General features: G+C 53.5%; 16 protein-coding genes. 14 read left to right on the top strand and 2 right to left on the bottom strand.

From position 1 onward, the window contains the following. Window positions 1–2 precede the first annotated feature (2 nt). From F7P81_RS03545 to F7P81_RS03485, 13 genes are all read left to right on the top strand, one after another. Window positions 3–329 (top strand): (2Fe-2S)-binding protein, encoded by a 327-nt coding sequence (locus F7P81_RS03545; protein WP_151158583.1) that lies wholly within the window; start codon window positions 3–5, stop codon window positions 327–329. After that, window positions 329–1,747, top strand: coding sequence for an FAD/NAD(P)-dependent oxidoreductase (locus tag F7P81_RS03540; RefSeq protein ID WP_374828049.1), 1,419 nt, complete (start codon window positions 329–331; stop codon window positions 1,745–1,747). Before F7P81_RS03545 ends, F7P81_RS03540 begins: the two co-directional genes overlap by 1 nt. Beyond that, complete coding sequence (locus tag F7P81_RS03535) at window positions 1,744–2,868, top strand: NAD(P)/FAD-dependent oxidoreductase (protein WP_151158582.1); 1,125 nt, start codon at window positions 1,744–1,746, stop codon at window positions 2,866–2,868. The genes F7P81_RS03540 and F7P81_RS03535 overlap by 4 nt, the downstream gene beginning before the upstream one ends. Window positions 2,869–2,918: 50 nt before the next feature. Further along, complete coding sequence (locus F7P81_RS03530) at window positions 2,919–3,968, top strand: ABC transporter substrate-binding protein (RefSeq protein WP_022710888.1); 1,050 nt, start codon at window positions 2,919–2,921, stop codon at window positions 3,966–3,968. 207 nt (window positions 3,969–4,175) lie between these two features. Next, on the top strand, window positions 4,176–4,862 hold the full coding sequence (locus tag F7P81_RS03525) for a GntR family transcriptional regulator (protein WP_075654225.1): 687 nt from the start codon (window positions 4,176–4,178) through the stop codon (window positions 4,860–4,862). 193 nt (window positions 4,863–5,055) lie between these two features. After that, window positions 5,056–6,621, top strand: coding sequence for an ABC transporter substrate-binding protein (locus F7P81_RS03520; protein ID WP_116086565.1), 1,566 nt, complete (start codon window positions 5,056–5,058; stop codon window positions 6,619–6,621). A gap of 234 nt (window positions 6,622–6,855) precedes the next feature. Then, window positions 6,856–8,427, top strand: coding sequence for an ABC transporter substrate-binding protein (locus tag F7P81_RS03515; RefSeq protein WP_370627037.1), 1,572 nt, complete (start codon window positions 6,856–6,858; stop codon window positions 8,425–8,427). 170 nt (window positions 8,428–8,597) lie between these two features. Then, the gene (locus F7P81_RS03510) at window positions 8,598–9,569 is read left to right on the top strand and encodes an ABC transporter permease (protein ID WP_022709824.1); all 972 of its coding nucleotides are present in this window, start codon (window positions 8,598–8,600) and stop codon (window positions 9,567–9,569) included. A 9-nt stretch (window positions 9,570–9,578) separates the two neighbouring features. Beyond that, window positions 9,579–10,526 (top strand): ABC transporter permease, encoded by a 948-nt coding sequence (locus F7P81_RS03505; protein ID WP_075654227.1) that lies wholly within the window; start codon window positions 9,579–9,581, stop codon window positions 10,524–10,526. A gap of 5 nt (window positions 10,527–10,531) precedes the next feature. Continuing rightward, the gene (locus F7P81_RS03500; protein ID WP_151158581.1) at window positions 10,532–11,725 is read left to right on the top strand and encodes an amidohydrolase family protein; all 1,194 of its coding nucleotides are present in this window, start codon (window positions 10,532–10,534) and stop codon (window positions 11,723–11,725) included. Continuing rightward, window positions 11,722–13,236 (top strand): amidohydrolase family protein, encoded by a 1,515-nt coding sequence (locus tag F7P81_RS03495; protein WP_151158580.1) that lies wholly within the window; start codon window positions 11,722–11,724, stop codon window positions 13,234–13,236. Before F7P81_RS03500 ends, F7P81_RS03495 begins: the two co-directional genes overlap by 4 nt. Window position 13,237: 1 nt before the next feature. Next, window positions 13,238–14,230 carry an ABC transporter ATP-binding protein gene (locus F7P81_RS03490; protein WP_151158579.1) on the top strand — a complete coding sequence of 331 codons (993 nt, stop codon included), beginning with the start codon at window positions 13,238–13,240 and terminating at the stop codon, window positions 14,228–14,230. Continuing rightward, a complete protein-coding gene (locus F7P81_RS03485) occupies window positions 14,230–15,213 on the top strand; it encodes an ABC transporter ATP-binding protein (RefSeq protein WP_075654231.1) in 984 nt (327 codons plus the stop codon). Before F7P81_RS03490 ends, F7P81_RS03485 begins: the two co-directional genes overlap by 1 nt. 163 nt (window positions 15,214–15,376) lie before the next feature. Here F7P81_RS03485 and F7P81_RS03480 read toward each other — a convergent pair whose 3' ends face one another. Together F7P81_RS03480 and F7P81_RS03475 are read right to left on the bottom strand one after the other, a co-directional pair. After that, window positions 15,377–16,075: an aspartate/glutamate racemase family protein gene (locus tag F7P81_RS03480; RefSeq protein WP_022710192.1), complete on the bottom strand. Its 699-nt coding sequence runs from the start codon at window positions 16,073–16,075 to the stop codon at window positions 15,377–15,379. Window positions 16,076–16,079: 4 nt separating this feature from the next. Continuing rightward, a complete protein-coding gene (locus F7P81_RS03475; protein WP_075654232.1) occupies window positions 16,080–16,715 on the bottom strand; it encodes a flavin reductase family protein in 636 nt (211 codons plus the stop codon). Window positions 16,716–16,901: 186 nt separating this feature from the next. Between F7P81_RS03475 and F7P81_RS03470 the strand changes: the two genes are divergently transcribed. Continuing rightward, entirely contained in the window at window positions 16,902–18,092 is a 1,191-nt protein-coding gene (locus tag F7P81_RS03470; RefSeq protein WP_151158578.1) for a M24 family metallopeptidase, read from the top strand. Window positions 18,093–18,124 lie beyond the last annotated feature (32 nt).

The raw sequence follows: 18,124 nt of genomic DNA, 5'->3' as shown, positions 1-18,124 counted from the left end.
CAGTGAGTGCTCAAACGCAAACTTCACATAGCGGCGGGCAATTTCACCGCCGCTACCGTCAGGATGAAAAGCCAATAGGCTTTTCACTGAACGGCGTTGCACAGGTCGGACGCCTCGGCGACACGGTGCTGACTGCTATTATGGCGGTGAGTTCCCATGTGCGCCAAACCGAGTTCACCGGTGAGAACCGTGCCGGTTTCTGCCTGATTGGTGCCTGTCAGGATTGCTATGTTATGACGGAAGAGGGGCAGCGCCTTCGTGCCTGCACCACGCCGTTGCAGGAAGGTATGCGTTTTGTAACAGCCATACCTGTGGACGCCGGAGTGTGATGATGGCCAAAGCCGATTTACAGCCGGTGATTATCGGAGCAGGGCCTGCGGGTATTCGTGCATCGGAAGTACTGGTCAAGGCTGGTTTGCGTCCTGTTGTTTTGGATGAAGGTTTGCGTGCAGGCGGGCAGATTTATCGCCAGCCGCTGATTGATGACGGCCGTTCCTATGCCAAGCGCTACGGTTCGGAAGCATCAAAAGCCAAAGCGCTGCATGAGACATTTGAAGCGCTGAGACCGGCAATTGATTATCATCCAGAAACGCTGGTGTGGAATATTTCGCCAAGCGGCGACACACGTTTTCTCGATGTTATGTCCAATGGCAGCTATCGCCGCATTGAATGTTCTGAACTGATCGTGGCAACCGGCGCGACGGATCGTGTTCTGCCCTTTGCCGGCTGGACAACACCCGGTGTCTATACGCTTGGTGCCTCGCAAACGGCACTGAAAGCGCAGGGCGTGACCATCGGAAACAAGTTGGTTTTCATGGGTTCGGGGCCGCTGCTTTATCTGGTGGCATGGCAATATATGAAAGCCGGTGCCAAGGTTGTTGCCGTGCTGGATACGGCGCCTTTCAAAGTCAAATTGCATCTGGCGCAACTGGCACTCCATGCACCGCGCATTGTGGCGCTTGGTATATTCTATGCCATGCAATTGCGCCTTGCCGGTGTGAAAACCATTTATAATGCGCGTCCTGACAGTATTGTCGGTAAAACCCATGTTGAGGGGATCCGCTATTATATTCAGGGTAAGTCTGAGGTCAAAACACTGGATTGCGATGCACTGGCCTATGGTTTTGCGCTGCGTCCTGAAACACAGCTGGCTGATCTCGCCGGTTGTGCCTTTGAATTCAACAATCGTGACAGAGCATGGCTGCCGGTGCGTGATGCACAGGGTCAGAGCAGCGAGCCGGGCATTTATCTTGCCGGTGACGGCAGTGGCATTGCCGGTGCCGATGCAGCGGAAATCTCCGGTGAAATGGCGGCGCTGGCTTTGGTGCAAAAACGCAGACTTCCCGTTGATACAGTGCGCATCAATGCACTGCAAAAAGCGCATCAGAAGATCATCACCGAGCGCGATTTGCTGGAAAAGGCTTTTCCGTTTCCGCGCGATTGGTTTGAGACTGTCAGTCCTGATGTCACTTTGTGCCGCTGTGAGGAAATCACCGTGGGCGAGGCGCTCAATGCAATCAGCGGCGGTAGTATCCGCGAGATCAACCGTCTGAAAGCCCTGAGCCGTGTTGGCATGGGGCGTTGTCAGGGGCGGATGTGTACTGCCGCAGCCACGGAACTGCTGTCATCGCAATTGCATATTGATGCATCTGAAATCGGTCGGCTGCGTGCGCAGGCGCCGGTGAAGCCGGTACCGCTGGGTTTCGGTGCGATGCAGCAGGCGGCTGAAGACGAGGTGGTATCATGACCAGACGTCTGGAAGCGGATGTAGCCATTATCGGCGGTGGTCTGGTCGGCAGTTCTGCGGCACTGGCGATGCGCAAGGCCGGTCTGTCGGTGATCCTGCTGGATAAGGGCTTCTGCGGGGCGCAGGCCAGCGGTGTCAATTATGGCGGTGTGCGCCGTCAGGGGCGCGGTGTTGAGCAATTGCCGCTGGCGGAATTGTCTCATGCAATCTGGGCTCGTTTGCCGGAATTGATCGGCATTGATGGTGAATATCAGCGCAGTGGTCATTTGAAACTGGCACGCACGGAAGAAGATTTCGCCAAGCTCGAAGCCTATGCGGCGCGTGTGCGTCCGCATGGTCTGGAGCTGGAGCTCATCAGCGGCAAGGCCGTGAAAACACGTTTCCCGTGGCTGACCGGCGATGTGGCCGGAGCATCCCTGTGCCATGATGATGGCCATGCTAATCCGCGTCTGGTTTCTCCGGCCTTTGCCCGTGCAGCCCGCGCTGCCGGTGCCACCGTGCTGGAACATATGCCGGTGCATCAGGCTGTCAGTACTGGCAGTGGTTTTGTGTTGCAGGCCGGTGAGGACGTGGAAATCCGGTGCCGCCAATTGGTCAATACGGCCGGTGCATGGTCGGATCAGTTTGCCAGCCAGTTTGGTGAGAGCGTTCCGCTCAAAAAAATCTATCCGTCAATGGTGGTGACAGAACCGCTGCCTTATCGCCTGCCAATGAGCATGGGCGAAGAGGGCGGCAGCTTCTATGGCCGTCAGGTGACGCGCGGTAATTATGTGATGGGCGGCGGGCGCGGCATTGTGCTGGATAATCCGGACTATTCCCGACCTTCGGTGACTGCCGCCTCATCGGTTATGCAGCGGGCAATTGCGCTGTTTCCGCATCTGGAACATGCCCATGTTATCCGCTTCTGGTCCGGCACTGAGGCTGAAATGCCGGATGGCAATCCGGTTATCGCTGCCAGTTCCAAGGTGAACGGGCTTTTTCATGCTTTTGGTTTTTGCGGAGCGGGCTTTCAGACCGCACCAGCTGTGGGGGCGGTGCTGTGTGATCTGGTAACACAAGGCCAAAGCAACATACCGATCGGGGCTTTCAGCATTGATCGTTTTCATAACCTTTCTGCCTGAGAACGGGCGGACAAGGCAATCTTTAATCTTCATAATGGGAGTAGCACGAAATGAATTCTAAACTGACAATGGTTTCCGTTCTGGCATTGGGTGCCGCTGCTGTTGCAACAGCTGCACAGGCAGAAACCAAGACACTCTATATCGGCATGAATGGCGGTAATTTTGAACGCGCTTATACCGAGCATGTTCTGCCGCCTTTTGAAAAAGCCAACAATGTTAAAGTTGTCGTGGTTCCGGGCACTTCGGCCGATATTCTGGCCAAAGCAACTGCCGCCAAAGACAATCCGCAGATGCATGTCATGCTGCTGGACGACGGCGTGATGGTACGCGCTATCGGCAGCAATCTTTGTCAGCCGATCTCTGATGATCCGGTGCTGAAAGAAATCCAGCCGGCAGCGCGTCTGAAAGACGATATGGCCATCGGCGTTGATATGGGCATGACCGGTCTTGCCTATAATAAAAAGCTGTTTGATGAAAAAGGCTGGGCAGCACCAACCTCATGGATGGATATGGCTGACCCTAAATTTGCCAATGCGGTTGTGTTTCAGTCCGCTTCGGCATCCAGCTTTGGCCTTCACGCATTCCTGATGTTTAACCGCATTCAGGGCGGCGATGAAAACAATGTTGAGCCGGGTTTTGAGAAATTCTCCGACACCATCGGCAAGAATGTGATCGAGTTCATTCCAAGCTCGGCCAAAATCTCTGAAATGGTGCAGACCGGCGAAGCGGCTATTTTCCCGCTGACACCTACCGGCGTGAACAATCTGAAGGACAAAGGTATTCCGGTGGAATATGCGCAGCCTAAGGAAGGTTCGGTGGTTCTGGCCGTTACCCAGTGTGTGATTGCCAATAATAGCGAGCCGGAACTGAGCCAGAAACTGGCACATTATCTGCTGTCCGCCGATGCCCAGAGCCTTGCTCTGGACAATGGCAATATCATTCCTTCGAACATCAATGCCAAGGCCGGCAATGAAGATGCAGCTGCCAAGCTCACAGCATTCCGTGGTTACATGGAAACTGCAAATGTTCTGGACTGGGATGCGGTCAATAAAAACCGTCAGGCATGGAACAGCCGCTGGAACCGCACAATCGAGCGTTAATCAGCCGCTTTTTGCTTGAAACTATATGGCCCGCGATCTCTGATCGCGGGCTTTTATTTTACCTTCTTGATATTTACACCTATTTGTCAGACATTCAGCAGCAATATTCAGAACAATCATGTCGACATTCTCTTGAAAATAATTAAACAGGCAGGATTATGCATGCCTGATACGAATTGAGAGATAAGTGAAATAACGGGAGTTTCCATGTCCAAGGCAGAAAGTGCCCAGGCTACGCCGGCAAGTCAGATATTTGACAGGATATGGCTCTCGATTGCCGAACGGCGGCTGAAGCCCGGCACGCGGCTGAAAGAAGAAGAGCTGGCGGAAATTTTTGATGTCAGCCGTGCGCGTATCCGTCAGGCACTGGCTACGCTTGAGCGTGAAGGGTTGGTGACAATTCAGGCCAATCGCGGTGCATTTGTATCGGAGCCATCGGTGGAAGAAGCGCGGGATGTATTCTATGCCCGCCGCGCTATTGAACATCGCGTGGTTGAACGCTTGTGCGAGAATATCAATAAAGAGCATGTTCAGCGGTTGAATGCCCATGTGGAAGAGGAGCGCAATGCTGACCGGCAGGGCAATCGCACGGATATTATTCGTCTGTCCGGTGGTTTTCATCTGTTGCTGGCAGAGCTTGCAGGGTCATCTTTCCTCTATGGTATTGTCAAAGATCTGATCTCGCGCACATCGCTGATTACGGCCGTTTATCGCTCACGCCATTTGCATAATTGCGGGCCGGATGAACATCAGGCAATTGTCGAACATATTGCGCGTGGTGACACGGAAACGGCAATCAAAGCCGTGATTGAACATCTCGACCGTGTCGAATGTGAGCTGGAACTGGAAGATGACAAAGATCAGTCCTCCAGTCTGCGCGCCGCATTGCTCTGATTTCCATTTATAATTGCACGATTTTTAGCTCCGGTAAGCCGCAGGCCTGCCGGAGTTTTTTATACTGTTTAAAATATTTGATGACAAATATGTTGACAATTATGTCTGCATAAAACATCGTCTCAATCCTGTTCGGCACTCTCCCGTCTGAGGAAAAGGAGGGTGCTGTTATCTGTCGGCGAGAGGGACGACTATGACTTCACTACTGAAAAAACTATTATTCTGTACGGTTGCAACCTGTATCAGCACTGCATCTTTTGCTGAGACACTGCGCTGGGGCGGTGCTCGCGATATTTTCTCGCTGGATCCGTATTCCTATGGCAGCACGTCCAATCTGGCGTTTCTGAACCATATTTACGAAGGTCTGGTGCGCTATACGCCTGAATTTGTTGTCGAGCCTGCACTGGCAACCAGCTGGGAGCTGATCGACAATAAGGTCTGGCGCTTCAAACTGCGTGAAGGTGTGAAATTTCAGGACGGTTCCGATTTCACCTCCGCGGATGTTCTCGCTTCCATGAAGCGCGTCAGCCATCCGTCTTCACCGTTGCGCGGCAATATTCCGCTGTTTGTCGGCGCAACGGCTGTTGATGATTACACCGTTGATATTGAAGTTTCGTCGCCAAGCCCGCTTTTCCTGAACGACATGACCAATATTTTCATGTTCGACGGCGACTGGCTGGTGAAAAATAATTCTGAAATGCCGACCGATGTTGGTGGTCAGGTTGAAGGTTACACAACCTTCCACACCAATGGTACAGGCCCGTTCCAGCTCGAAAGCCGTGTGCCGGACAGCAAGACCATTCTGGTCAAACATAATGGTTGGTGGGATACACCGAAGCACAATCTCGACCGTATTGAATTTACCCCGATTGCCTCGCCTGCAACCCGTGTTGCAGCCCTGCTTTCCGGCGAGATTGATCTGGTAGATGGTGTGCCGCTGCAGGATGTGAAGCGTCTGGAAAGCACACCGGATATTCGTGTGGAGCAGCGTCCTGATCTGCGCACCATCAATCTGGTGTTCAACCGCAAGGAAAAGCTGAACGACGGCCGCGATAATTTCTTCAACGATATTCGTGTGCGTCAGGCAATTGACCATGCGATTGACCGTGATTTGCTGGCAAAACGCGTCATGCGCGGCATGACCCATACGGCTGGTACTGTCGTTGCGCCGGAAATTCCGGGCTATACGAAAGAGCTGGATATTCCGACAAAATATGATCCGGAACTGTCCAAAAAACTGCTGGAAGAAGCCGGTGCTGTCGGCACAGAATTCACCTATCTCTGTATGAATGATGAGAGCGTGAATGAAGAGGATGTCTGCTCGGTAATCGTCACCATGCTGAGCCGTGTCGGTTTGAAGCCGAAGCTGGATATCGGGCCGCGTGCTGTTCAGGCACCGAAACGCTCCAGCGGTAAATCCGATATGTTCATGATCGGCTGGGCGAATGAGCCGACACTGGATGCCTATTCCATTCTGGTGCAGGTTCTGTCATCGCGCAAAGGCGCTGCCGGTGTGGCAAACTATGGCGGCTGGTCTTATCCTGAACTCGATGCGCTGACGGAAAAAGCAGCGCTGGAAATGGATCGTGACAAGCGTCTGGCTTTGGAGTCTGAGGCGCTCGGCATTGTTAAATCCGAAGTGATCATGATTCCGCTGCATCAGCAGCCGATGGCATGGGGCATGACCAAAAAAGTGGAAGATGTCACCATTCGTGCCGACAATAAGCCGCGCCACTGGCTGACGCGTATTGCTAAATAAGCATAATATTTGCTGAATTTCGATATTTACAGCGCCTGCAAGGTTCATTTGCAGGCGCTGTTTCTGTTTTTGGATCGGGTTTTCCCCGATATTATCTGTTTGCTCTAATATTTTGTAAAAAAATATGTCGACAATTTAGTTGACAATGAATTCTGAATTCCACACACTCTCCCCGTCCGGACAAAACACCATCAAGAGTGAAGAGCCGGTTGTCTTTTTTTGGGGAACAAATTCATGAAATTCAGAAAATCGATCCTCGCGGGTCTGATGGCTTTCGCATTAGGTCATACCGCGCATATTGCTTCTGCTGAGACTTTGCGCTGGGGCGCAGCGCATGATGTCTATTCGATGGACCCTTATTCCTACGGCGACAGCTATACGATTGCCTTTCTCAGCCACATTTATGAAGGGCTCGTGCGCTATAATGCCGATCTGAAGATCGAGCCGTCCCTTGCAACCAGCTGGGAAGTTGTCGGCGAAAACACATGGCGCTTTAATCTGCGCAAGGATGTGAAGTTCCATGATGGTGCGGATTTCACCGCTAAAGACGTTCTGGCTTCGCTCACCCGTGTAAGCCACCCGACATCGCCGCTGCGTGGCAATCTGCCGGCCTATAAATCCGCTAAAATTGTTGACGATTATACAATCGATATCGAGCTGACCGGCCCTTATCCGCTGCTGCTCAACGACCTGACCAATATTCATATGTTTGATGAAGACTGGCTGGTGAAAAACGATTCCCTGCTGCCGACCGATGTGGGCGGACAGAAGGAAGGCTATGCGACCTATAACACCAATGGTACCGGCCCGTTCAAGCTGGAAAGCCGCGTGCCGGACAGCAAAACCATCCTGCTGAAAAATGAAGGCTGGTGGGACAAGCCGCAGCACAATATCGACAAGATCGAATTTACCCCGATTACCTCTGCTGCAACCCGCGTAGCAGCGCTGCTTGGCGGCGATGTGGATTTCTCTGAATCCGCGCCGACACAGGATCTGGCGCGTCTGGCTTCAGCTCCGGGTCTGCGCCTGATGGAGCGCACCGATCTGCGCACTGTATTTGTCGGTTTTCAGCGTCGTGAGAAGCTGCACAACGGTGATGAAAACCAGTTCAACAAGCTGGGCGTGCGTCAGGCTTTTGCCCATGCGCTGGATATGGATCTGATTAAAAAGCGCATTATGCGTGATAAATCCCGCAATGCCGGTACGATTATTGCACCGGAAATTCCGGGCTATGTGCCGGAACTGGATACGCTCTACGGCTATGATGTGGACAAGGCGAAATCGCTGCTGAAGGAAAACGGCGCGGAAGGCTTCCCGTTCACGCTGGTCTGTACCTATGAAAACTACCTGAATGAAGAAGAACTGTGCAACGGCATGGTTTCCATGCTGACCCGTGCCGGTTTCAAACCGTCGCTGGATATCGGGCCGACAGCCGTACAGGCACCAAAACGTACAGCCGGTCAGGCTGATGCCTATATTCTCGGCTGGGCGAATGAGCCGATGCTCGACAGCTATTCCATTCTGATGCAGGTCATCCAGACCAAATCCGGCGTTGCCGGTGTGTTCAACTGGGGTGGCTGGTCCTATCCGGAACTGGACAAGCTGGTGACAACAGCTTCCACAGAAATGGATCGTGAGAAGCGTCTGGCCTTGCAGACACAGGCACTGGAAATCGTCAAAAAAGAAATTATCCAGTTGCCGCTGCACCAGCAGCCGATTGCATGGGTTCTCACCGACAAAGTGGAAAGCGTTGTCCAGCAGGCTGATAACAAGCCGCGCCACTGGCTGACTGTTCTGAAGAAATAACAAGACCAAGCGCATTCCGAAAAGTGTGAAGCGGTTTTCGGATTAAAATGCGCGTTAACTCAAAGAAACAGAGCATTTTCAACATATTAAACTGCTTAGAAAATGCTCTGTCTATGCCGCGGTCATACAGATTGCGGCATAGCATGATTATCCTTGGGAGAGGGAACTGAATGCTTGTATTTATAATCAAGCGACTGGCAAATGCGGCGATGGTTATGCTCGCCGTGGCATTGCTGGCTTTCATGATTTTCCGTTTTGCGGGCGATCCTGTTGAACTGATGGCCAATGAACAGATGAGCCAGATCGACCGTGACAATCTGCGCGAGCGTCTGGGGCTGAATGACGGTTTTATCACGCAATATGCGCGTTTCGTCAGCGATGCTGTTCAGGGCAATTTCGGTATTTCCTACCGTAATGGTCAGGAAGTGCTGGGACTGATCGCCGAGAGCTTTCCCGCAACGATGGAGCTGGTGATTGTCGCCACGCTGCTGTCGCTGATTATCGGTATTCCGATGGGGGTAATTACGGCCATCCATCGTGGCAAATGGTATACGGAACTGTTCCAGTTCGCTTCAATCATCGGCGTGTCTTTGCCGAGTTTTGTGGTCGGTATTCTGCTTATTCTCGTCTTCTCGGTAAGTCTTGGTTTGCTGCCTGCCTTTGGTCGCGGTGATGTCGTGCAGCTCGGCTGGTGGTCGACAGGCTTCCTCACCCATTCCGGACGCATGGCGCTGATCCTGCCATCCATTGCATTGTCGCTCTATCAGATTACGCTGATTATGCGTCTGGTGCGCGCTGAAATGCTGGAAACCCTGCGCTCAGATTTTGTTAAATTCGCTCGCGCCCGTGGCATTCCGCGCTATCGCATCTATTTCCGCCATGCACTGCGCAACTGCTTAATGCCAGTTGTGACTATGACTGCGATGAATGTCGGCTCGCTGATCGCTTTTGCGCTGATTACCGAGACCGTGTTCCAGTGGCCGGGCATGGGCATGCTGTTCATTCAGGCTGTGACATTCATCGATATTCCGGTGATGGCCGCCTATCTTTGCATTGTATCTTTCATCTTTGTTGCGCTGAATACGCTTGTTGATATCACCTATGCTGTGATTGATCCGCGCCTGCGCGCCGCTACACGTTAAGGGGCAGACATGACAGACAAAATAAACGCCCCGATTGTGAAACCGCAAAGCCGCTGGCAGCGTATGCGTGACAGTGATCTCTGGTGGTCATTCACCCGCAATAAACCGGCAATGATTGCAGCCTTTCTGCTGTTTTTCATGATCGTCACCGCTTTTGCCGCGCCGCTGATTGCACCGCAAAATCCGTTTGATCCGGCACAGCTTGATCTGTGGAATTCCGAACTGCCGCCGATCTGGAGTGCTGACGGTCAGTGGCCTTATCTGCTGGGTACAGACACACAGGGACGCGATATTCTCTCTGCCATTCTTTATGGCTCGCGTATCTCCATCCTGATCGGTGTGGCTTCCGTTGTGCTGTCGCTGATCGTGGGTTTGAGCTTTGGTCTGATCGCCGGTTATATGCAGGGTATCATCGACAATCTGCTGATGCGTATCGGTGATGTACTGCTGTCAATCCCGACCATTCTGATCGCTATTCTGGTCAGTGCTGTGGTGCGCCAGATGCTGCCTGCCGATCTGCGTGATTATGCGGCTGCCGGTGTTCTGGTACTGGCGATCACACTGTCTGGCTGGGTGCAATATGCCCGTACCGTGCGTGCGCAAACTATTGTTGAGCGCTCCAAGGAATATGTGCAGGCTGCACGTCTGCTCAAGGTGCCTGCACGCCGCATCATGATGTATCATATCCTGCCGAATACGCTGACGCCGATCCTTGTGGCAGCGACGCTGAATTTTGGTATGGCAATTCTCACCGAAGCCACGCTCTCCTTCCTTGGTATCGGTATGCCGCCGAGCCAGCCGAGCCTTGGCACACTGATCCGTCTGGGCAACCAGTTCCTGTTCTCCGGCCTGTGGTGGATCACCGTTTTCCCTGTTCTGCAGCTCTGTCTGCTCGTTGTTTCTGTCAACGTGCTCGGCGACTGGCTGCGCGATGCCCTTAATCCGAAACTGAGGTAAAATTTATGTCTGATCTTTTGTTGCGCAATGTGCGCCCGCAGGCAGGTGCTGTCACCGATATTCTGATCCGTAATGGTCGTATCGCTGAGTACGGAACCAATCTCAGTGCGGAAGGTGTGGCTGTTGAAGACGGTCAGGGACATATTGTTATCCCTGGTCTGATTGATGCTCATACCCATCTGGATAAAACTAACTGGGGTCTCGACTGGCATGTGAACGGCAAACAGGCAAGTTTGCGTGAGCGTATTGATTTTGAACGTGAAAAGCGTCTCGAAATCGGCCTCGATCCGCATATTCAGTCGATGCGCCATGCGATCGGCCTGATTGCGCATGGTTCCAGCCATATCCGCAGCCATGTGGATATTGATACGACCCATGGTCTGAAAATTCTCGAAGGCGTGTTTGAAACCCGTGAGAAACTTAAAGACCTGATCGACATCGAAATCGTTGCTTTCCCGCAATCCGGCCTGATGGTGATGCCGGGTACACTGGAATTGCTGGATGAAGCGCTGAAACAGGGCTGTGAAGTGCTGGGCGGTATTGATCCTTGCGGTATCGACCGTGATCCGAAAGGCCAGCTGGATGCACTGTTTGCGCTGGCTGTAAAACATGGCAAGCCGATCGATATTCACCTGCATGAACTGGGTGAGCTCGGTGCTTTCACCATGGAACTGATTTTCGAGCGTATCCGTGCCAATGGCATGCAGGGTAAAGTCGCAATCAGCCATGCTTTCACACTCGGTGCCAATGATTATCTGCGCGTGTCGAGCCTGCTTGAGCAGCTGGCAGAGCTGGATGTCGCCATCCTCACTACCGGCGCTCCTTCTGTTCCGGTGCCGTCCGTGCTGCGCCTCAAAGAAGCAGGCATCCGCATGGGTGCCGGTTGTGACGGTATCCGTGACACATGGGGCCCGTGGGGTCAGCCGGATATGATCGACCGTGCCAAAGTGATCGGCATGAAAAACGGCCTGCGTCGTGACGTGGATCTGGAGCATGTGCTGCATATCTGTTCGCAGGGCGGCGCTGATGTGATGCAGCTGGAAGGCTATGGTCTGGATGTTGGCTGCAAAGCCGATATGACATTGCTCACCGGCCAGACACTGGCACATGCGGTGGTTGATGTGGCACCGCGCCCGCTGGTGATTAAAGGCGGCCGCGTTACTGCTCGTAACGGTAAAGCAGTGGTGGAAATGCCATGACTGACAAGACACAATTCACTGCACTTGAAAACCTGAAACTGGGTGCGCGTCCTGAGGGGCGCACACTGCTCACAGCACAATGGGTGCTGGGGCATATTGATGGCCAGCATCGTTTGTATAAAAACGGTGAAGTGGTGATCGAAGACGGTACCGTGTTGTTCGTTGGTCACGATTTTGCCGGTGAGGTTGCCCGCCGCATTGATCTGGGCAATGCGCTCATCAGTCCGGGTTTGATTGACCTCGATGCGCTGTCTGATCTCGATACAACCATTCTCGGTATTGACCACCATCCGGGCTGGGCGAAAGGCCGTGTTTGGCCGAAATCCTATATCGAGAGCGGCCCTTATGAAATGTACAGTCAGGACGAGCTGGCATTCCAGAAGCGTTTTGCTTTCGGTCAGCTGCTGCAAAACGGCATCACCACGGCGGCACCGATTGCCTCGTTATTTTACCGTGAATGGGGCGAAACCGTTGCGGAATTTGATGCGGCAGCGGATGCAGCCGGTGATCTCGGTCTGCGTGTTTACTTAAGCCCTGCTTACCGTTCCGGCGGCATGATGCTGGCGGAACCGGGTAAGATTATACCGGTCTTTAATGAAGAGCGCGGATTTGCCGGCCTCAAAGATGCAGCTGATTATATCGCCCGTCAGAATGGCCGTTATGGTGATCTGGTGCGCGGTATGCTGGCACCGGATCGTGTAGAAACCTGCACCGCTGATTTGCTGAAGCGCACGCAGGATGTGGCGCGTGAGCTGGATTGCAAAATCCGTCTGCATATGGCGCAGGGGCTGATGGAAGTGGAAACCGTGCGTAGCCTTCACGGCACCACTGCACCGGTCTGGCTCAACAGCCTTGGTGTGCTCAATGACCGGATTATTGCTCCTCATGCCACCAATGCTACAGATGAAGACCTGACGCTATACGCGCAAAATAATGTGTCGATCATTCATTGTCCGCTGGTTTCAGCCCGTGGCGGCAGCACGCTGAAGTCGTTCTCCAGTGTGAAAAAGCGTGGCATCAATATTGCTATGGGCACCGACACCACACCGCCCGATATGCTGATGAATCTGCTGATCGGGCTGATTACCTGCCGTATCAATGACGGTACGCCGGAGAGCATCCGCTGCGCTGATCTGTTTGATGCAGCGACACTGGGCGGTGCCAAAGCCTTGGATCGTGATGATCTTGGTCGCCTGCAGGCGGGTGCCAAGGCAGATATTGCTGTGTTTGGCCTTGATGATACATTCATGGCACCAAGCATCGACCCGATCACCACGCTGGTCACCGGCGGTTCCGGCAAAGTCACCAAAGCCGTGTTTGTCGATGGTCGTCTGTCGATGCGTCACGGTGAAGTTGCAGGCATTGATATGCAGGCAGCACGCGCACAGGCACAGGCGCAATATGACGGCCTGATCGCCAAATATCCTGAGCGTTCCTACAATAATCCGCCGGTATCAGGGATTTTCCCGCCGAGCTATCCGCTGGCAGGCAAACATGGAGAGGAAGCATAATATGGCAGATACCTCGTCCAATAAACCGACCCTTGAGGTCAAAAATCTGCGGGTGGATTTTCCGGGCAGACGCGGCACACTGACTGCCTTGTCCGATGTCAGCCTGTCGATCATGCCGGGGGAAATTCTCGGCGTGGTCGGTGAATCCGGTGCCGGTAAATCCATGACCGGTCTGGCCGTGCAGGGCTTGCTTGAATCACCGGGGCATATTGCCGGTGGTGAAGTTTTGCTCAATGGTCGCCGCATTGATAATCTCAGCGACAAGGAAATGCAGAAAATTCGCGGCCGTGAAATCGGTGCGATTTTTCAGGATCCGTTGACCTCGCTTAATCCGCTTTTCACCATCGGATCACAGCTGGTGGAAACCATTACCCAGCATTTAGCCTTAAATCGCGCACAGGCGCTGGAACGGGCGATTTCGCTGTTGAAAGAAGTGGGTATTCCGGCACCGGAAGACCGGATCAATCATTATCCGCACCAGTTCTCCGGCGGTATGCGCCAGCGTGTGGTGATTGCACTCGCGCTTGCTGCAGAGCCGAAGCTGATTATCGCGGATGAGCCGACAACCGCGCTCGACGTGTCTATTCAGGCGCAGATCACTTCGCTGTTGCGTCGTCTCTGCAAAGAACATGGCACAGCGGTAATGCTGGTGACCCATGATATGGGTGTGATTGCGGAAACTGCTGACCGTGTGGCGGTAATGTATGCCGGACGTCTGGTGGAAAACGGCCCTGTTGAAACTGTGCTGAAAAACCCGAGCCATATGTATACGCGTGGTTTGATGAGTTCCATTCCGGCGCTCGGTAAACGTGTGGAACGACTCAACCAGATTGACGGTTCGATGCCGCGTCTCGATGCTATTCCGAGCGGTTGTGCCTTCAATCCGCGCTGCGTGAAAGCCTTTGACCGTTGCCATAAGGAACGGCCTGATCTGATGCCGGTTGCCGGCGGATCGGGTGTCAGTGCCTGCTGGCTCAATGCGGGAGCTGCCTGATGAATGATATTGCTATGAAACAGTCACCTGCCGCGCTTGAAGTCAAAGATTTAAGCATTTGCTTCGATGTTTCCGCGCCATGGCTCAACCGTGTGATCGAGCGCAAACCGCGCCAGATGCTGCATGCGGTCAATGATATCAGTTTCAGCGTGCCGCAGGGCGGGTGTTTGAGCCTTGTTGGTGAATCCGGTTGCGGCAAGTCCACTGTGGCGCGTCTGGTGACTGGTCTTTACCGCCCGAGCAATGGTGAAATCCGTTTTGCTCCATCCAAAAACGGTGCGCCGCTGTCGGCCCATATGATCTTTCAGGATCCTTATGCCAGCCTCAATCCGCGCTGGCGGGTGCACAGCATCATTGCTGAACCACTGCGTGAACTGAAGCTGCGCAAGACCGAGGCCGAGATCAATGACCGTGTGGAAGAACTGCTGAAAATCGTTGGTCTTGCACCATCGGACGGCAAGAAATTCCCGCATGAATTTTCCGGCGGTCAGCGTCAGCGTATTTCGATTGCCCGTGCACTTGCCGGTGAACCGGAATTTCTGGTTTGCGATGAGCCCACTTCGGCTTTGGACGTCTCTGTGCAGGCGCAAATTCTCAATCTGATGCGCAAGCTTCAGGATGAGCTTGGCCTGACCTTCCTGTTCATCAGCCACGATATGAGCGTTGTCCGTCATATGTCGGATCGTATCGCGGTGATGTATCTGGGGCGGATTGTTGAGGAAGCGGACACGGAAACGCTGTTTTCCGATCCGAAACATCCTTACACACGCCTGCTTTTGGAAACGATCCCGAATATTGCCGAACCGCATCGTGACCGTGTGATCGGTGGTGGCGAAGTACCAAGCCCGCTGAAACCACCTTCGGGTTGTACTTTCCATCCGCGTTGTGCCTTTGCCGACAGCCGCTGCTCGGCAACAAAACCGGAAATGAAAGCCTATGATGACGGCAGCCGTGTTGCCTGTCACCGCATCGGCGAGATTTAAGGTTAAAATTTAGAAGAACCCTCCGTGCCGGATGTCTTCGGATATCCGGCACCATCCGGCAAAAGGCGGCAGAGGTCACTCTGTCGTCTTTTGTTTTTTACACATTAAAAAGCCTCCGGACATTACTGGCCGGAGGCTTTTTATTAGCGGTGGAGGGTATGGTTTATTTCACGCGCGGATAATCATAGGCACCGGCTTTGGAGGTGCGGTATCCGGCACTGACATAGGCTTCAGCAAGTTTGACAGCGGCGGTTACACCGTCAATCACCGGCAGACCGCAACGCTGCTCCAGCCGCTCGCACAGTTCAGACATACCGGCACAGCCGAGCACAATCGCCTCAGCATGGTCTTCGCGTTTGGCGCGCTCGATTTCCTGCACCAGCATTTCCTCCGTGTGGCAGGCATCGTCTTCCAGTGCCAGCACCGGCATATCAATGGAGCGCACGCGGCGGCAATGATGGGTTGCGCCATATTCCTGCACCAGATCCTCAATAATCGGCACCGAGCGGGGCAGGGTGGTGACAACAGAGAAGCGTTTGGAGATGGTCATGGCAACCTGCACGGCGGCCTGACAAATGCCGAAAACCGGCCCTCCTGCCACTTCACGCGCGGCATCCAATCCCGGATCATCAAAACAGGCAACGACATAGGCATTAAAGCCTTTCGCTTCACCTTCGCGGATGAGCTGCAGCATGGAAGGGACAGCCATCGCTTCGTCGGCATGACCTTCAATACTGCGCGGGGTGTCTGCCGGATTGATCGCTTCAATGACAGTGGTCGGCAAAGCTGCGCGGCGGGCGCTGCGTTCTGCCTGATCGGTCATGGACTGGGTGGAGTTCGGATTGATAAGGAGTATGCGCAAGGGCTTAGCCTTTATTGGTCAGACGATCCTGAAACGCAGCTAATCCCGGCGATTTCAGAACGAACTGGTTATCAGAAGCGATGTAATTATCGGCATGCAGACGGGCGATTGGCTGATAAGTGTCCGGATTGACGTAACGGCCAGCATCATCCAGACAGTCGCGGCGCACATGCATATGCACAACCTCGCCAAGCACGATGACGCGGCGCTCATAATCAATCAGCCGTTCCACACGACACTCCATCGAGCAAGGAGAAGCCGGAAGCCAGCGGGAGCAAACCTGCGCACCTTCCTGCGATGACAGGCCGGCCATTGCCACTTCGTCAACATCCGGCTCAAAGCCGAGGCCGCAAACCAGCATGGCATCGGAAAGCGCCATATCCACCATATTCACGGTAAATTCCTGTGTTCTGCGGATATTGAGAACAGTATCCTTTTCCCGCCCGTCCTGCCTTGTCTGAATACCGAGAATGACAATCGCAGGATCATGGGAAAAGACGTTGAAAAAGCTCATCGGGGCGGCATTGTCCTGCCCGTTTTCCGCGCGGGTTGTGACCAGAGCAATCGGGCGCGGGCCGACAAAATTTGTCAGCAGCCGGTAGCGATCCTGCGGATCCATACGCGTGAAATCAAAATCCATTCATGTTCCCCCGTTTATTGTTGTGGAGTCGGCTCAGCTTAGAAAAATTCGCTAATATTGTCTACAAATATGTTGTCAATAATTTCCGTCTTTGTTTGCAATTAAAGAAAAGAAATTTGCTATATTCAGCGATGTGAAGCTGATATATGAGATTGCAAATTCTGAAAGAGACGGAAGGTCTGACTGATGATTGGTGGTTCTGATTACGCTACAGAGCTGAGCGCAATTCGCCCTTGGACAGATATTGCACCGGCAATATCAGTCGTTGAGCGGCTGGGGCGCATTGAAAAAGCCCGCAGACTGATGGCGGAAAGCGGTGCAGATGCGCTAATCGTCGGCGCAGGCACCAGCCTCAATTATTTCACCGGTATCGGCTGGGGCATGATCGAGCGTCTGGTGGCGATGGTACTGCCACTGAAAGGCGAACCCTATCTGGTCTGTCCGGCTTTTGAAGCGGGATCGCTGGAAGCTGTGCGGATTATGGATGCACGAATCCGCCTCTGGGAAGAGCATGAAAGCCCGTCGGAACTCGTGGCGCAAATTCTGCAGGACGAGAATTGCAAGGTTCTGGCTATTGATCCGGCGCTGCCATTCGGCATGGCGAGCGGTATCGGCAAAGCTGCACCTTCCGTCACCTTGCAGGATGCAACGTTGATTATTGATGGCTGTCGCAGCGTGAAATCACCGGCAGAAATCGCGATCATGAAACAGGCCATGCAGATGACACTGGAGGTGCATCGCCGCGCTGCCCGTATTCTGCATGTGGGTATCAAAGCCAGTACTGTGCACACATTTATCAATGAAGCGCATAAGGCTATCGGCAGCAATGGCAGCACTTTCTGCGCTGTGCAATTTGGCCGCTCAACGGCTTTCCCGCATGGTTTGCCGCAGGATGATGTGCTGGCCGAAAATGACGTGGTGCTGGTGGATACCGGCTGTCTGGTGCAGGGCTATAATTCTGACCTGACCCGCACCTATATTTTCGGCACGCCGACCTCTGAGCAGCAGCGTATCTGGGATATTGAAAAAGAAGCGCAGCTTGCAGCTTTTGCGGCGGCTAAAATCGGTGCAAGCTGCGGCTCCGTGGATGATGCAGCACGAGCGGTGCTGGAGCGCCATGGTTTGGGGCCGGATTATCAATTGCCGGGTCTGCCGCATCGTACCGGCCACGGTATCGGGATGACCATTCACGAGGCACCTTATCTGGTGCGCGGGAATAAGACTGTTTTACAGGCAGGGATGTGCGCTTCCAACGAGCCGATGATTGTTGTGCCGGAACAATTCGGTATCCGTCTGGAAGATCATTTCTATATGACTGAGCAGGGTGCTGAATGGTTCACCGAGCCGTCATTCAGCATGACGCAACCGTTCGGTTAAAAAACTAAAAGCCGCTCAAAACTGAGCGGCTT

Origin of the sequence: Pseudochrobactrum saccharolyticum (genome assembly GCF_008801715.1) — a bacterium.
Lineage (GTDB): Bacteria > Pseudomonadota > Alphaproteobacteria > Rhizobiales > Rhizobiaceae > Pseudochrobactrum > Pseudochrobactrum saccharolyticum.
The sequence above is the reverse complement of the archived record's forward strand: the minus strand, read 5'-3'. Positions and strand labels throughout refer to the sequence as shown.

Excerpts from the sequence above, each read along its gene's own strand:
- F7P81_RS03540 (WP_374828049.1), top strand. The coding sequence starts at position 329 with ATGATGGCCAAAGCCGATTTACAGCCGGTGATTATCGGAGCAGGGCCT.
- F7P81_RS03535 (WP_151158582.1), top strand. The coding sequence starts at position 1,744 with ATGACCAGACGTCTGGAAGCGGATGTAGCCATTATCGGCGGTGGTCTG.
- F7P81_RS03530 (WP_022710888.1), top strand. The coding sequence starts at position 2,919 with ATGAATTCTAAACTGACAATGGTTTCCGTTCTGGCATTGGGTGCCGCT.
- F7P81_RS03525 (WP_075654225.1), top strand. The coding sequence starts at position 4,176 with ATGTCCAAGGCAGAAAGTGCCCAGGCTACGCCGGCAAGTCAGATATTT.
- F7P81_RS03520 (WP_116086565.1), top strand. The coding sequence starts at position 5,056 with ATGACTTCACTACTGAAAAAACTATTATTCTGTACGGTTGCAACCTGT.
- F7P81_RS03515 (WP_370627037.1), top strand. The coding sequence starts at position 6,856 with ATGAAATTCAGAAAATCGATCCTCGCGGGTCTGATGGCTTTCGCATTA.
- F7P81_RS03510 (WP_022709824.1), top strand. The coding sequence starts at position 8,598 with ATGCTTGTATTTATAATCAAGCGACTGGCAAATGCGGCGATGGTTATG.
- F7P81_RS03505 (WP_075654227.1), top strand. The coding sequence starts at position 9,579 with ATGACAGACAAAATAAACGCCCCGATTGTGAAACCGCAAAGCCGCTGG.
- F7P81_RS03500 (WP_151158581.1), top strand. The coding sequence starts at position 10,532 with ATGTCTGATCTTTTGTTGCGCAATGTGCGCCCGCAGGCAGGTGCTGTC.
- F7P81_RS03495 (WP_151158580.1), top strand. The coding sequence starts at position 11,722 with ATGACTGACAAGACACAATTCACTGCACTTGAAAACCTGAAACTGGGT.
- F7P81_RS03490 (WP_151158579.1), top strand. The coding sequence starts at position 13,238 with ATGGCAGATACCTCGTCCAATAAACCGACCCTTGAGGTCAAAAATCTG.
- F7P81_RS03485 (WP_075654231.1), top strand. The coding sequence starts at position 14,230 with ATGAATGATATTGCTATGAAACAGTCACCTGCCGCGCTTGAAGTCAAA.
- F7P81_RS03475 (WP_075654232.1), bottom strand. The coding sequence starts at position 16,715 with ATGGATTTTGATTTCACGCGTATGGATCCGCAGGATCGCTACCGGCTG.
- F7P81_RS03470 (WP_151158578.1), top strand. The coding sequence starts at position 16,902 with ATGATTGGTGGTTCTGATTACGCTACAGAGCTGAGCGCAATTCGCCCT.